Below are 13,050 nucleotides of genomic sequence, written 5' to 3'. Positions count from 1 at the left end.
ACCAGTCGGCGGTGAGGCGCACACGTGGGTGCCGTGAACGGTGTGGTGAACGGTTTCCGGAGGTCCGGTGATCGTCGCTCGACGGGACCCGGTGATCACCGGCCGAAGTGGACCGATTACGCACAGTTCATCCTTATTGCCCAATTAGGTGCATCTTGCTACCTTCGCCAGACCCCGCCCAGACCTTCTCCAGGGAGACTCATGCGCCGAATACATCCCGCCGCGGCCGCTGGTGGCGCGGTGGTTGTAGGTGCCGGTGGCCTGTATCTCGCCGGGCTGCTGCTCGCCGGCGACGGCATATCCTCGGGCACCCAGGTGCGCGGCGTCGACATCGGCGGCCTGAGCCGCGGTGAGGCCCGCGAGAAGCTGGAGAAGGAGCACGCCCAGGCCGCGTCCGAGCCGCTGAAGCTGAACATCGGGGGACGCAGCGCCGAGATCGACCCCGCGAAGGCAGGCCTTGGCTTCGATGCCGAGCAGACCGCCGAGCGGGCCGCGAACCCCGGCGCCAACCCGCTGAACGTGATCGGGAACCTCTTCGGCTCCGGCGGCGACGTGGAGCCGGTCGTCAAGGTCGACGAGGCCAAGGCCCGCATCGCCCTGCAGGACCTGTCCAAGACGCACGACCAGAAGGTCCGCGACGGCGGCGTCTCCTTCAAGGGCGGCAAGGCCAAGGAGGTCGAGGCCCGCACCGGCCAGGCCCTCGACGTCGACGCCGCGATCGACACCCTGCGCGGCACGTACCTGGCGAAGGCCAAGGACGACGGCGACGGCGGCAAGAAGTCCGGCACGGACAAGCCCCAGGTGACCGCGGCCGACCTCCCCACCAAGAAGACCGAGCCCGGCGTCTCCGGCGAAGAGGCCAAGCGCGCCCTGCGCGAGTTCGGCGACCCCGCCATGTCGGGCCCCGTGACCCTCAAGGTCGGCGACAAGCAGCTCGTCATCGGCCAGGAGATCCTCGGCAAGCACCTCAAGATGCAGCCCGACGCGGACGGCAAGCTGCAGCCCAAGCTCGACGCCAAGGGCCTGCTCGCCGACCCCGCGCTCACCGCGCCGCTCGCCCAGGTCGCCACCAAGGCGACCAACGCCCAGCTGCGCCTCGACGGCGACAAGGTGGTCGTGGTCGCCGACGCCAAGCCCGGCCAGGAGATCACCGACAAGGCCCTCGAAAAGGCCGTCCTGCCGCTGCTCGCCAAGACCGGCACCGCCGCCCGCACCGCCGACGTGGCGACCGTGAAGACGCAGCCCACGGTGACCCGCGAGAACGCCGCGCAGCTCGGCCTGAAGGAGAAGATGTCCTCCTTCACGGTCAACTTCGACAAGGCTCCGTACCGTACGACCAACATCGGCCGCGCCGCCGAGCTGATCAACGGGTCCGTGGTGAAGCCGGGGGAGACCTGGAGCTACAACAAGACCGTCGGTGAGCGCACCAAGGCCAACGGCTTCGTCGACGGCACGATGATCCTCAACGGCCAGTACACCAAGGCCGCAGGCGGTGGCGTCTCGGCCGTGGCCACCACGATGTTCAACGCGATGTTCTTCGCCGGCGTGAAGCCCGTCGAGTACGGCGCGCACTCCTTCTACATCGAGCGCTACCCGGAGGGCCGCGAGGCCACCGTCGCCTGGGGCAGCCTCGACCTGAAGTTCAACAACGACTCGGGCAACGCCATCTACGTCGAGGCCAAGGCCACCGACACCTCGGTCACCATCAGCTTCATCGGCACCAAGAAGTACGACTCCATCGAGGCCACCAAGGGCCCGCGCACCAACATCAAGCAGCCCGCCGAGCGCACCAGCGACAGCAAGCAGTGCGAGCCGCAGACCCCGGCCGAGGGCTTCGACGTCACGGTCGAGCGGATCTTCAAGAAGGACGGCGTGGAAGTGAAGCGCGAGCCGTTCCGCACGCACTACACGCCGCGCGACAAGGTCACCTGCGAGGCGCCGGAGAAGCCCTCCGGCGGCCCGACCGACCAGGTCGGCTGACAGCGGCCGACCAGGTCGGCTGACAGCGGCCGACCAGGTCGGCCGACAGCCTCGGGCGAGGCCTCGGGCGAGGTCGGATTCCGGCCACGGGTTCCGGCCAGAACTGACCGACCGGTCAGCAGCTGCGTACCGGCCCGCCGCACCCCGCTGACCATGGCCTAACGTGTGGCCGGTGAAGGGGTTCGACACCGTCGCGGCCCGGCTAGGGCCTGTCCTGGCCCTCGCCGCCGTCCTCGCCGCAGCAGCCGGCACAGCAGGCGCCGTGGGCTACGCACGTGCCGGCGGGTCCGCCGCCGACGTGGCCCGCGACCTCGCCGTGGGCTGGGCCTACGCGGGCGCCGGCCTGGTCGCCTGGTGGCGCAGGCCCGCCAACCGCACCGGCCTGCTCATGGTCGCCGAGGGCATCACCTGGTTCCTCGGCAATCTGCAGGGCACGAACGTGCCCGCCCTGTTCGCCGTGGGCGCCTGGTGGGAGGCGCTCAACATGGCCGTCCTCGTCCACCTCGTCCTCACCTTCCCCGACGGCCGGGCGGCCTCCGCCACGGGACGGCGGCTCATCGGCTTCGGTTACGGACTCGTCGCGGTCGGCGGCCTCCTGCGCACCCTCACCTACGACCCGGCCCTCGCGTCCGAGGCGACGTATCTGGACTGCCGCGACTGCGGCCCCAACCCGCTGCTCGTACCGGATGCAACCGGCCTCTTCCCGTACGTCGACGGCGTCTATCGCGGTCTCGGCTGGGCGATCTCCATTGTCATGGTCGTGGCGATCGTGCGCCGCTGGCGGCGCGCCTCCGTGGCCCGCCGCCGCGCGCTGCTCCCCGCCTGGATCGCGATCAGCATCACCATGGCCTTCGCCGCCTGGGACGTCCTGCTCCTCGCCCTGCCCGACCTGAGCGGTCTCGGCGAGGACGCGATCCTGCTTGCTTCCGACCTCGCCCAGGCCGCCGTCCCGCTCGCCTTCCTGGCCGGACTCCTGCGGATGCAGCTGCAGCGCGCGGAGGTCAGCGGCCTCGTCATCGAGGTCGGCGCGGAACCCACGCCCGCCCGCATGCGCGCGATGCTGGCGCGGGTGCTCGGGGACGCGACCGTACGGCTCGGACTGTGGCAGGAGGAGCAGAGTGCGTACGTCGACGAGGGCGGCCGGCGCCTCAAGGCGGACGGCCCCGGCGTCACCCGGGTCGACTCCTCGCGCGGCACCCCGCTCGCCGTGCTCCGCCACGACCCGGCCCTCGCCGAGGACCCCGAACTCCTCGAAGCGGTCGGCGCCTCGCTGCGGCTCGGCCTGGAGAACGCCTGGCTGCGCACCGAGGCCAGGGAGGTCACCTCACGCATCGTGCGCGCCGCCGACACCGAACGCCAACGCCTGGAACGGGACCTGCACGACGGCGCGCAGACCCGCCTCGTCTTCGCCCTGATGACACTGCGCCGCGTCGCCAAGGGCGTCGCCGATCACCCCGACGCCTCCGTGCGCGACTCCGTCGCCGAGGTCGAGCACAGCCTGCGCCTGGCCCTGGAGGAGCTGCGCGGCATCGCGCACGGCATCCACCCGGCCGTCCTCACCCGCGAGGGCCTCGGCCCGGCGCTCACCGCGCTCGCCGAGCAGGCCGCGCTGCCCGTGGTGGTCGCCGCCGAACCCGGCCGCTTCGACCCGGTGGTGGAGTCCACCGCCTATTTCACCGTCTGCGAGACCCTCGCCAACGCCGCCAAGCACGCCCGCGCCAAGGCCGTCAGCATCTCGGCCCGCAGACACGGCGACACCCTCGTCGTCGAGACGGTCGACGACGGCATAGGAGGCGCCGACACGGCGCTCGGCTCCGGACTGCGCGGCCTCGCCGACCGCCTGGCCGCCGTCGACGGCGTACTGCAGGTGCACAGCCCCGCCGGGGGCGGCACCCGGATCAGGGCGGAGCTGCCGTGCGGGTGATCGTGGCCGAGGACTCGGCGATCCTGCGCCAGGGCATCGTGCGGCTGCTCCAGGACGAGGGCGTGGAGGTGTCCGCACAGTGCGGGGAGGCCGGGCCGCTGCTCGGCCTGGTCGCCGAACACCGCCCGGACGTCGTCCTGTTGGACATCCGGATGCCGCCGACCCACACCGACGAAGGCATCCGCGCGGCGGCCGCGATCCGGTCCGCGTTCCCCGGTACCGGGGTGCTGCTGCTGTCCCAGTACGTCGAGACGACGGCCACGGTGCGGGCGCTCGCCGAGGACTCCCGGGGCTTCGGCTATCTGCTCAAGGAACGCGTCGCGGACGTCGACGAGCTGGCCGGTGCGCTGAAACGGGTCGCGGCGGGTGAGGCCGTCGTGGACCCGGAGGTCGTGGCCCGCCTGATGGGCGCGCGCAGTGCGGCGGGGCCGCTGGCCCAACTCACCGCACGGGAGCGGGACGTACTGGAACTGATGGCCCAGGGCAGGTCCAACGACGCCATCGCGCAGCAGCTGGTCATCGGCGGCAAGACGGTGGAGACGCACGTACGCAACATCTTCACCAAGCTGCGGCTCGGCGCGGAATCGATGGACCACCGGCGCGTGATGGCGGTCCTCGCCTATCTGCGCGGCGCCTGATCCCTCTCGGGCCGGTCGCGATGCCTGACCCCCCTCGGGCCGACCTCGTCCCGGACGTCCGCCCCGCGCTGGACCTACCCCCGTGTCCCCCGACTGCCCAATCGCGGAGCGGTGCCGGTGCGGTCCAACTTAGGCGGCGCCAGGCGCCCGGACATCAGGGCCAGCCCTGAAATCCCGCCTTTCGCCGGCCGGCTACCACTTGCCGGCTACCACTTCGCGACCGGTGCCAGATTGTTCTGCAGGGCAGAGGCGTCGTCGTCGCACTGCACGTAACACGCTTGAAGTGCGGCACTTGCGGCGGCGTCGTCGACGCCGGTTTCGGTTTGGCGGGCCAGATCCATCGCGGCGTTGCCCGTGCTGAGGCACGAGTTGAAGACCTCCTGGCTGACGCAGTCGGCGCCGGCGCTGCCGGCGGAGAGCGCCAGTGCCACGCCTGCTCCTGCAGCCACGAACGTGTTGCGCAGAGTGTGGTGCCTCATGGCTGATTCCTTCCTCTGGGCGTTCTGTGGGGCCGATTCATTGTCCGCACCGAACTGAACGCATAGATAGCCACAAAAGCGACAGAACACCATGAGTCATGGCTGGTGGCTTTCAGTGGAAGGGGCTGCGTTCACGGGCGCTCGGTCGGCCGGCCCCGGTCGGACGAGACGGCGATGAGCTCGGAGCGGCCGTCGGCGGTCAGCTGCAGGATCGGGATGGCCTTGTTGACCGGGTCGCCGGTGTTCTGGAACTGGATGAAGCCGCTGGCGCCGGGCACCGCCTGGTTGCCGACCATCTGATGGAACATCCGCGCCACCGCGGGCCCGGTGACCTTGCCCTTCCAGCCCGAGGCCATCCGGATGCCCTGCGCCGCGGTGAGGACCGCGTCGTGCGCCATGATGTCCTGGCCGTCGTAGCGCGGGTCGTTCTTGAACCACTGGTCGAGCAGGTTGCCGGGGCGGAAGTTCCGCGCCGAGGGCTCGGACACCGCCTTGCGGTTCTTGTCGTACATCTCCGCGTGGGCGAGACCCGTGTACAGCACGTCCACCCCGGTCTTCGCGGCGGCGGCCAGCTCGTCCGGGGTGAGGTTCGTGGTGTCGTCGCCGGTCAGGACCGTGAACGGCTGCTTCTGGCAGGCCCGGTTGGCGATCGCGTCGAGGAAGTGCGACAGATGCCGGCCGCGCCCGGCGAAATAGACGACCTGGGGCTTTTGGTCGCAGAGCTGGCCCGGCATGTACCGCAGCTCGTTCTGCCAGGCGCCGGCCACGGACGAGTCGTACGTCATGGTGTCGGCGACCAGTTCATGGGTGTCGTCCTTGAACTCCTTCTCGAAGGCCCTGCCGAGCGTCTTCGCGTACAGATTGCTCTCGGCGGCGTCCTGGACGACGACGGCGCTGCGGATCTTCTGCTGCTTGAGATAGGCCGAACCCGCCTTCGCCTCCGCGTCGTTGGTGGGCGCCACGCGGACGAAACCGTTGATGTCCTTTATGTTCGTCGCCGTCATGGTGCTCGCGACGGTGGCGAGTCCGGCCTCGGAGAACCGCTTCAACGCGGCCAGATTGCGGTTCGTACTCGGTCCGAGTCCGACGACCGAGACGAGGCGCTCGGAGTCCTTGCGGGCGATCAGCTCGTCGGCGGTGTGCGACCACTCGGACGAACTGCTCCCCGAATTGGCGATCAGCAGACGGATCTTGGGCGAGGCGGAGAGGTCGCCGCGATTGTGCCGGTACTGGGCGAGGTAGGCGCCTTCGAGTTCATGGCGTACGGAGTTCTCGGAGTTGCTGTCGTCGTTGTCGAGGGTGAAGGAGGCCAGGTAGGCGACGCTGACGTACGGCTCCTTGCCCTCGTTCTTGACGACCCGGTCGTTCTCCGCCTTGATCTTCTTCTCCACCTCGGCGAGATGACCGGCGAAGTGGTACGCGCCGTCGGTGACCCCGACGCATTCGTCCTTCTCGCCCCGCTTGACCACGCCGTCCCCGCACTTGGCCTGCGACGACTCGTACCAGCCCCACGCCAGGTTCCCGAGGATCCCGAGCGCGACGGCGGCGAGCACCCCGATCACCACCCGCTTCACGACGTGCAGCGGCCATTCGATCCTGCGCATGGCGCTCAGCCCCCTGCCGTGATCGTCAGCGGGTGGCGCCAGTGGCGGTAGCGCTCCGACTCGTTGAGCAGGGCCACGTTGTCGTTCCTCCACAGTCTCGACAGCTGGATGAAGCCGTCGGCGATCACATCGCCGAGCCGCAGCGCGGGGTCGGTGAGCGGGTCGCTCCACAGCCAGCGGGCGGCCGTCAGATCCCGCACCACCGCGTGCGTGGTCACCGCGGCGTCGGGATGGGCGGGGCCGAGCCCGGCCAGCAGGTCGAGCGGACCGCCCGGTGTCATCAGGCGGTTGGGGGCCGCCGTGATCCGGTCGAACTCGCTGATCCACTGCTCGGCGCGGACCGCCTGGAAGCGGTCCACGAGATGCCCGGCCACCGCGTCCAGATCACCGAGGGCGAGCCGGTGGTACATCTGCGCCGCCCCGCGTCCCTCCGCCTGGTGGTGGTCGGCGAGCAGCTCGTGGGCGGTGTCCCAGTCGTGCGGTCGCAGCGCCAGCTGCCACAGCAGCAGCCGGCGCAGCCACGGATGCAGCGCGGGCGTCAGCGAACCGGGGCTCTGCAGCAGCCAGCGGGACCGCAGCTCGGTGAACAGCGCCTCGCCGTGCCCGAGCACCTGCGTGCCCAGATACAGGTCCTGGGCCGCCGCGCACTCGGCGAGCGAGTCCAGCTCCCGCGGCCCGAAGCCCTCCAGGAGCCCGGCGAGCGCCGAGTCCACCAGAGGTACGTTGTCCTCGCCGACCTGCACCGTCCGCTCCGGGAGCGTCCGCAGCCAGCGGTCCTGCTCCGGCCCCGGATCGGGCGGCGCGCCCTGCTGCCGCAGCACCTCCAGGACCTCGTGCACCGCCTTCGGCAGGCCGCTGGTGAGCCGGTGGATGAAGGGCGCGAGCCGGGCGAACGGGGCGAGGCCCGGATGCGTGTGCAGCTGCTGCTCGATGTGGATGCGGACCTCGTCCAGATTGAGGTCGCGCAGCCGCAGCGGATACCACCAGGTGTCCTCGCCGTCCCGCGGCGGCCGGTGCTCGGCCCAGTCCGCGGGCGAGGCCCGGTCCGGCACCCGCAGCTGCCAGGGCCACTGCTCGCCGGTGACCGGGCCCCAGCGCGGCAGCCAGCGGTTGCAGCTCGCGACGACGGTCAGCGGGTCGCAGTCCCGCCCGGCCACCACCGTGTCGTCGTGCCGGGCGCGAAGGAGCAGGTCGAGGAAGCGGCGGCCGTACTCGGTGTGGGTGTCGTCGAGCAGGACGAGCAGCGAGCGGGGCGCGAAGGAGCGACCCACATTGCGCCGCAGATCCTCCAGGAACGCCGAGAACAGCACCCGGTCCAGGCGCTCCGTGTCGTCCTCGTCGCCCTGGTGGCGCCAGATGTTGAGCTCGACCAGGGCGTCCCAGCGGTCCTGGCTCTGGATCAGCGGATGGTCCCCGTACCAGGCGGCCTCCGCGCTGAACCGGGTCCCCGGCAGCCTGCGCCGTCCGCGCCGCAGGGCGTCCGTGAGCAGGGCGTGGACGAGCGCGGAGGCACCCTCCGGCGCCCTGATCGCGCTGCCCGCGACATCGAGGAAGGCCGCGAGGTAGTCGCCGTAGCGGTGCTCGGCCTGCTGCTGGAAGGAGTCGAGCCTGCGCCGGATGTCGCGCCTGCCCTGGGCCAGCGTGGTGATCGACAGGTCCTGGTCGGAGGCGAGCAGCCCGAGGGTGAGGAGCGGAAAGCGGGAGCGCCGGTAGCGCGGCAGCTTGCGCTCCAGCTGGCGGGCGATCAGGCCCAGGGCGTAGCGGGGGAGCAGGGCCTGGCCCGGGGCGAACTTGACGTACGCGAAAGGGAATTCGGGCCCGAACCGCTCCATCAGGACGCTGTGCGTCTCGCTGGAGCCGCTGCCGTGCGGCCCGAGGAGCAGGGTGACGGGGCGCTCCGCGTCCGGCTGCTGTTTCAGGCAGGCGTCCACCAGGGAGACGATGCCCCTGCGTCCCCTGATGCCGATGCCCGCTGCCGACTCCGTCACGTGCCCCCGCTCCCCTGAATGCCGATGCGTGCCGGTAGGTGCCGTTGCCTGCCGTGCGCCGGTGCAGTGAGGATCCCACGCTGATCGCTCGGACATGCGAAGTACCGCTGGTTTTACCGTGGTTGGAGGGGTGGGAGCGATCTGTTTTCCGCCCGGCCCGATGGCTGATTACGTACGGCGGGGACCAGTTGGTTACTTACGGCCGGGTCCAAGGGCCTGCCGGGTCCCGGCCCCATATCGGCCAAAAAGTGGAGGTGTGATCTGGTAGGGGCACCTAGCTTGGATATGTGAGTGATTCGATAAGTATGCAGAAGCAGCCCGAGGTGCCGGCCCCGTCCAGGCGGCGGCACCCCCGAGGGCTCTCCACGCTCGCGCTGACCGAGATGTGGGAGCGCTTCAGCCTCTACGGCATGGTCGCCATCCTGGTCCACTTCCTCGCCGCCAAGACGCAGTCGGGCGGCATGGGCCTGAGCGAGGGCACCGCCGAGGCCGTCGAGGGCGTGTACATGGCCATGATCGGCCTGCTCGCGCTGCCCGGCGGCTGGGTCGCCGACCGCCTGCTCGGCGCCCGCCGCACCGTACTGTGGGGCGGCATCGTCATCATGGCCGGCCACATCGCCATGTCGGTCCCCGGCAACCTGGGCGTCTGGCCGGGCCTGTTCCTCATCACCATCGGCACCGGACTCCTGAAGTCCAACATCTCCGCGATGGTCGGCTGCCTCTACGCCGAGGGCGACGAGCGCCGCGACGCCGGCTACTCGCTCTTCTACATGGGCATCAACTTCGGCGCCCTGGTCGCCCCGCTGCTCGTCGGCTTCCTCGGCGAGGAGGTCAACTGGCACCTCGGCTTCGCCGCCGCGGCCGTCGGCATGGCCTTCGGCCTCGCGCAGTACGTCATCGGCGGCCGGCGCATGGCGGACACGTACAAGGAAGCCCCCATCACCCCGCTGACCCCGCGCGAGCGCCACACCCTCAAGCGCAACGGCGCCATCGCCGCGGCCGGCCTGCTGCTGCTCGGCCTGCTCGGCGCGGTCACCGGCAGCCTGGACATCGACAACATCACCTTCGCGCTCACGCTGATCGCTGTCGTCGTCCCGGGCGGCTACCTCGTCTACATGTACCGCAGCCCCAGCGTCACCACCGAGGAGCGCAAGCGCCTCAAGGCGTACGTATGGCTGTTCGCGGCCGCCGCCCTGTTCTGGATGATCTACGACCAGGTCGGCAGCGAACTCAACCTGTTCGCCGCGCAGAAGACCAACCTGGACGTCTTCGGCTGGTCCATGCCCGCCAGTTGGACCCAGTCCATCGGCTCGGTGTTCGTGATCCTGATGGCGCCGCTGTTCGCGGTGTTCTGGGTGCGCCGGGGGCGCAACTTCTCCACCCCCGGCAAGTTCGCCGCCGCGCTCGGCCTGGTCGGAATCTCCTTCCTCCTGATGTCGGCCGCCTCGTCGCTGGCCTCCGGCGGTGCGAAGGTCTCCCTGATGTGGCTGATCGGCGTCTACTTCATCCAGGTCATCGGCGAGATGTGCCTCAGCCCGGTGGGTCTGTCCGTGACCACCGTGCTCGCGCCGCGCGCCTTCACCAACCAGATGATGGGCGTCTGGTTCCTGGCCGCCGCGACCGGCGACGCGATCGGCGGACAGCTGCCCCGCCTGGACGACGTGATCGGCCAGAGCTCCAACTTCCTCTGGCAGGGCGCCCTGTTGATCGTCGCGGGCATCGCGATGTTCCTCGGCGCGGGCAAGCTGCGGGCGCTCATCGGGGAGCAGCGGCCGGCCGCGACCGAGGTCACTGTCGCCGCCTGAGGGCACGCGGCGGGTTCACCGCTCAGTCGGTCCGGGGCTTCTCGAACTCCTCGATCAGCACGGAGTACTGCTCCCCGCCGTGTCCGGCGGCGAGCGACCGGTCGGCCATCGCCTTGATCAGCCTGGGCAGTTCGGCGTTGACGCCCACCGCCTCGCTCTCCTCGATGAGGTGGTCTATCGACCGGGCATGGGTGTCCAGGGCCGCCACCTCGGCCGCGAAGGAGCGGCTGTCGATCTCCTCGGCGTGCCCGGGCAGCCATTCGGCGACACCGGCGGCGATCTGCCGCGCGAACGGGGCGTACGTCGCCGCGTCCACACCGGCGGTCCTGAGCAGGGCGGTGCCCTGCAGCCAGGCGTTCAGGACGCTCCACATCATGGCCAGTCCGGCCACGTCGTACAGGGACGCGAGCCCGTGGTCCGCACCGAGATGGCTGACGGTGCCGAGCGCGGCGAGCGCCGACTCGTGCGCCTCGAAGTCCGACTGCGGCCCGCTGTGCAGAATCACCGCCTCGGCCGTCCCGATCGCCGACGGGATGGCCATGATGGCGCCGTCCAGGTAACGGGCGCCGCGCCGCTCGGCCCAGCGGGCGGCCTCCCGGGCCTGGGCGGAGGAGCCCGAGGTCAGGTTGACCAGCATCGTGCCGTCCAGTTCGACCCGTTCGACGTCGCCCGCGTCGAGCAGTTCGTACATCGCCCGGTAGTCGGTGACGCAGACGATCGTCAGAGGGCTTGCCTTGACCGCGTGGCCGATCGTGGGCGCCAATTGCGCGCCGTCCGCGACCAGTTGGTCGGCCTTGGCGGTCGTACGGTTCCACACGGTCGTGGGATGCCCGGCCTTGAGGAAGGTGGCGGCGAGCGCCTGGCCCATCAGGCCAAGTCCGATGACTGTCACGGGAGTAGCGGTCGCGGGAGCGGCGGTAACGGGAGTAGCGGTATCGGTTGCGTTGTTCATGGCAACATCGTCAACGTTGATACCGGTGTGAAGGTCAAGCGAGGTTTTTGATGCGTATCGGGGAACTGAGTCGCCGGACGGGCGTCAACGCCCACCAGCTGCGCTACTACGAGGCCCAGGGCCTGCTGCCGGCGGACCGCAGGGCGAACGGCTATCGCGAGTTCGACGAGGGCGCCCTGCTGCGGGTGAAGCAGATCCGGCACCTGCTCGGTGCCGGACTGTCCTCCGAGGACATCGCCTACGTGCTGCCCTGCGCGGTCGGCGAGGCACCCCAACTCCCCGGATGCCCCGAGCTGTTGGCCGCGATGCGGGGACGGCTGCAGCGGCTGGACGACCAGATGGAGACGCTCGCCCGGTCCCGCGAGGCGCTCGCCGCGTACGTGGACGCGGCCGAGCGCATGGGCGGCGAGAGCTATCCGCCCTTCGACGGCACCGGCGACGCCGCCTCTGTCGACGAGATCGCTGCCGCGTCTTGACCCCCCTTCAGCGCCGGGCATCCGTCCGCAGCCAGGGCACCTCCTCGGCGGCGTACCGGTACGCACGGAACACCGCGTTCGGCTCCGCCGGGAAGAGGGCGCTCACCTCGCGCTCCCGGTAACCGCCGAAGAACGGCACCACGTACTCCCAGCACAGATAGCCGTCCTCGGTCACCTCGAAGAGGCGGCCCGCCGGGGAGTCGGTGACCAGGGTGTTGCCGTTCGCCAAGCGCTGCGCGCTGCCCATGAAGGGCGCGAAGAACGCCTCGCGCGCCGGATCGTGGTACTCCCACACCACCTTGCCGCTCGCCGGTTCGACCTCGATGACGCGGCTGAACGGCACGTCGTTCCCGGGCCGGTAGACGCCGTTGTCGAAGACGAGGAAGTTGCCGTTGTCCAGCTCGGTCGGGCAGTGCTGCTGGCTCACGACACCCGGCTCCGTACGCCACACGACCTCGCCGGTGGCGCGGCTGATGACGATCACCGCGGAGGCGCTGCGCAGGCTGGCCAGGATGTTGCCGTCGCGCAGCGGGAGCACGCTGTTGATGAGCGGATAGTGCTCGCGGGAGTAGTCCGGGTGCAGCGGGAAGCCGTCCCGGTCGAGGTGTTCGGCGACGCGCCACTCCCATGTGGTGCGGCCCTGCGCGTCGACCTCCTTGATGGTGTCCGCCCATATGGTGTCGCCGCCCGCCTCGGAGCCGGGCACCCCACCGCGTACGGCTGCCGCCTCGGCCCCCGTCAGCGGCTCAAGCGCGCTGTAGAGGAGCCGGCCGTCGCCGTAGTGGTGCGCGTCGTGGTGCTGGTACCGGTCCCGGTGCTCGCGCAGGACCGTGCCGTCCGGGGCGACCTCCTGCATGATGCCGCCGCGGTACTTGTGCCACATCGGGAACAGGGCGGGCTCGTCGGGGAGTACGCCGTTGTAGCCGAGGTTGCCGTTCGGCAGGACGCGCGCGTGGCGGCCCGGGCGGTACGGAAGGTCCCAGCGGTGCACGACCTCTCCGTGCGCGTCGATCAGATGGACCTCGCCGGTCCCGGTGAGCGGCGCGAAGAGCGTGTAGCCGCCGAAGCTGCGCTCCTCGTCGAGCGCGATGAGTCCGGTGCCGCGACGGCGGCGCTGGTTCTGGTCGACAGCAGGCATGAGGAACCCCCCAGGGACAGAGTTACTTAACTTTCTTTGGTGACAGTGAAGGAGTTAAGCAGAGAG

Annotated in this window: 10 protein-coding genes; 5 read left to right on the top strand and 5 right to left on the bottom strand. The window is 70.4% G+C overall.

Features of this window, described 5'->3' with window-relative positions:
• Positions 1 to 201: 201 nt before the first annotated feature.
• From OG430_RS08835 to OG430_RS08825, 3 genes are all read left to right on the top strand, one after another.
• Complete coding sequence (locus OG430_RS08835) at positions 202 to 1,980, top strand: VanW family protein (protein ID WP_327351881.1); 1,779 nt, start codon at positions 202 to 204, stop codon at positions 1,978 to 1,980.
• A 172-nt stretch (positions 1,981 to 2,152) separates the two neighbouring features.
• Positions 2,153 to 3,904 carry a sensor histidine kinase gene (locus tag OG430_RS08830; protein ID WP_327351880.1) on the top strand — a complete coding sequence of 584 codons (1,752 nt, stop codon included), beginning with the start codon at positions 2,153 to 2,155 and terminating at the stop codon, positions 3,902 to 3,904.
• Positions 3,901 to 4,542, top strand: coding sequence for a response regulator transcription factor (locus OG430_RS08825; RefSeq protein WP_327359003.1), 642 nt, complete (start codon positions 3,901 to 3,903; stop codon positions 4,540 to 4,542). Before OG430_RS08830 ends, OG430_RS08825 begins: the two co-directional genes overlap by 4 nt.
• 206 nt (positions 4,543 to 4,748) lie before the next feature.
• Here OG430_RS08825 and OG430_RS08820 read toward each other — a convergent pair whose 3' ends face one another.
• From OG430_RS08820 to OG430_RS08810, 3 genes are all read right to left on the bottom strand, one after another.
• A complete protein-coding gene (locus OG430_RS08820; protein ID WP_327351879.1) occupies positions 4,749 to 5,021 on the bottom strand; it encodes a hypothetical protein in 273 nt (90 codons plus the stop codon).
• A 131-nt stretch (positions 5,022 to 5,152) separates the two neighbouring features.
• Positions 5,153 to 6,625, bottom strand: coding sequence for a branched-chain amino acid ABC transporter substrate-binding protein (locus tag OG430_RS08815; RefSeq protein WP_327351878.1), 1,473 nt, complete (start codon positions 6,623 to 6,625; stop codon positions 5,153 to 5,155).
• Between the two features lie 5 nt (positions 6,626 to 6,630).
• Positions 6,631 to 8,613: a hypothetical protein gene (locus tag OG430_RS08810; protein ID WP_327351877.1), complete on the bottom strand. Its 1,983-nt coding sequence runs from the start codon at positions 8,611 to 8,613 to the stop codon at positions 6,631 to 6,633.
• 287 nt (positions 8,614 to 8,900) lie between these two features.
• Here OG430_RS08810 and OG430_RS08805 point away from each other — a divergent pair, with 287 nt between their 5' ends.
• Positions 8,901 to 10,418 (top strand): peptide MFS transporter, encoded by a 1,518-nt coding sequence (locus OG430_RS08805; protein ID WP_327351876.1) that lies wholly within the window; start codon positions 8,901 to 8,903, stop codon positions 10,416 to 10,418.
• Between the two features lie 22 nt (positions 10,419 to 10,440).
• Here the strand turns inward: OG430_RS08805 and OG430_RS08800 are convergent, their stop codons facing one another.
• On the bottom strand, positions 10,441 to 11,370 hold the full coding sequence (locus tag OG430_RS08800) for an NAD(P)-dependent oxidoreductase (protein ID WP_327351875.1): 930 nt from the start codon (positions 11,368 to 11,370) through the stop codon (positions 10,441 to 10,443).
• 50 nt (positions 11,371 to 11,420) lie between these two features.
• On the opposite strand from OG430_RS08800, the gene OG430_RS08795 reads away from it, so the two are divergent.
• Positions 11,421 to 11,846 carry a MerR family transcriptional regulator gene (locus tag OG430_RS08795; protein WP_327351874.1) on the top strand — a complete coding sequence of 142 codons (426 nt, stop codon included), beginning with the start codon at positions 11,421 to 11,423 and terminating at the stop codon, positions 11,844 to 11,846.
• Between the two features lie 7 nt (positions 11,847 to 11,853).
• On the opposite strand, the gene OG430_RS08790 is transcribed toward OG430_RS08795, so the two are convergent.
• The gene (locus OG430_RS08790) at positions 11,854 to 12,984 is read right to left on the bottom strand and encodes an aryl-sulfate sulfotransferase (RefSeq protein ID WP_327351873.1); all 1,131 of its coding nucleotides are present in this window, start codon (positions 12,982 to 12,984) and stop codon (positions 11,854 to 11,856) included.
• Positions 12,985 to 13,050: the final 66 nt, after the last annotated feature.

Source organism: Streptomyces sp. NBC_01304 (genome assembly GCF_035975855.1).
GTDB lineage: Bacteria > Actinomycetota > Actinomycetes > Streptomycetales > Streptomycetaceae > Streptomyces.
This window is presented reverse-complemented; position numbering and strand designations above follow the sequence as displayed.

Bases quoted from the DNA above. Each gene is read 5' to 3' on its own strand.
- OG430_RS08835 (WP_327351881.1), top strand. From the start codon at position 202: ATGCGCCGAATACATCCCGCCGCGGCCGCTGGTGGCGCGGTGGTTGTA.
- OG430_RS08820 (WP_327351879.1), bottom strand. From the start codon at position 5,021: ATGAGGCACCACACTCTGCGCAACACGTTCGTGGCTGCAGGAGCAGGC.
- OG430_RS08815 (WP_327351878.1), bottom strand. From the start codon at position 6,625: ATGCGCAGGATCGAATGGCCGCTGCACGTCGTGAAGCGGGTGGTGATC.
- OG430_RS08800 (WP_327351875.1), bottom strand. From the start codon at position 11,370: ATGAACAACGCAACCGATACCGCTACTCCCGTTACCGCCGCTCCCGCG.
- OG430_RS08795 (WP_327351874.1), top strand. From the start codon at position 11,421: ATGCGTATCGGGGAACTGAGTCGCCGGACGGGCGTCAACGCCCACCAG.
- OG430_RS08790 (WP_327351873.1), bottom strand. From the start codon at position 12,984: ATGCCTGCTGTCGACCAGAACCAGCGCCGCCGTCGCGGCACCGGACTC.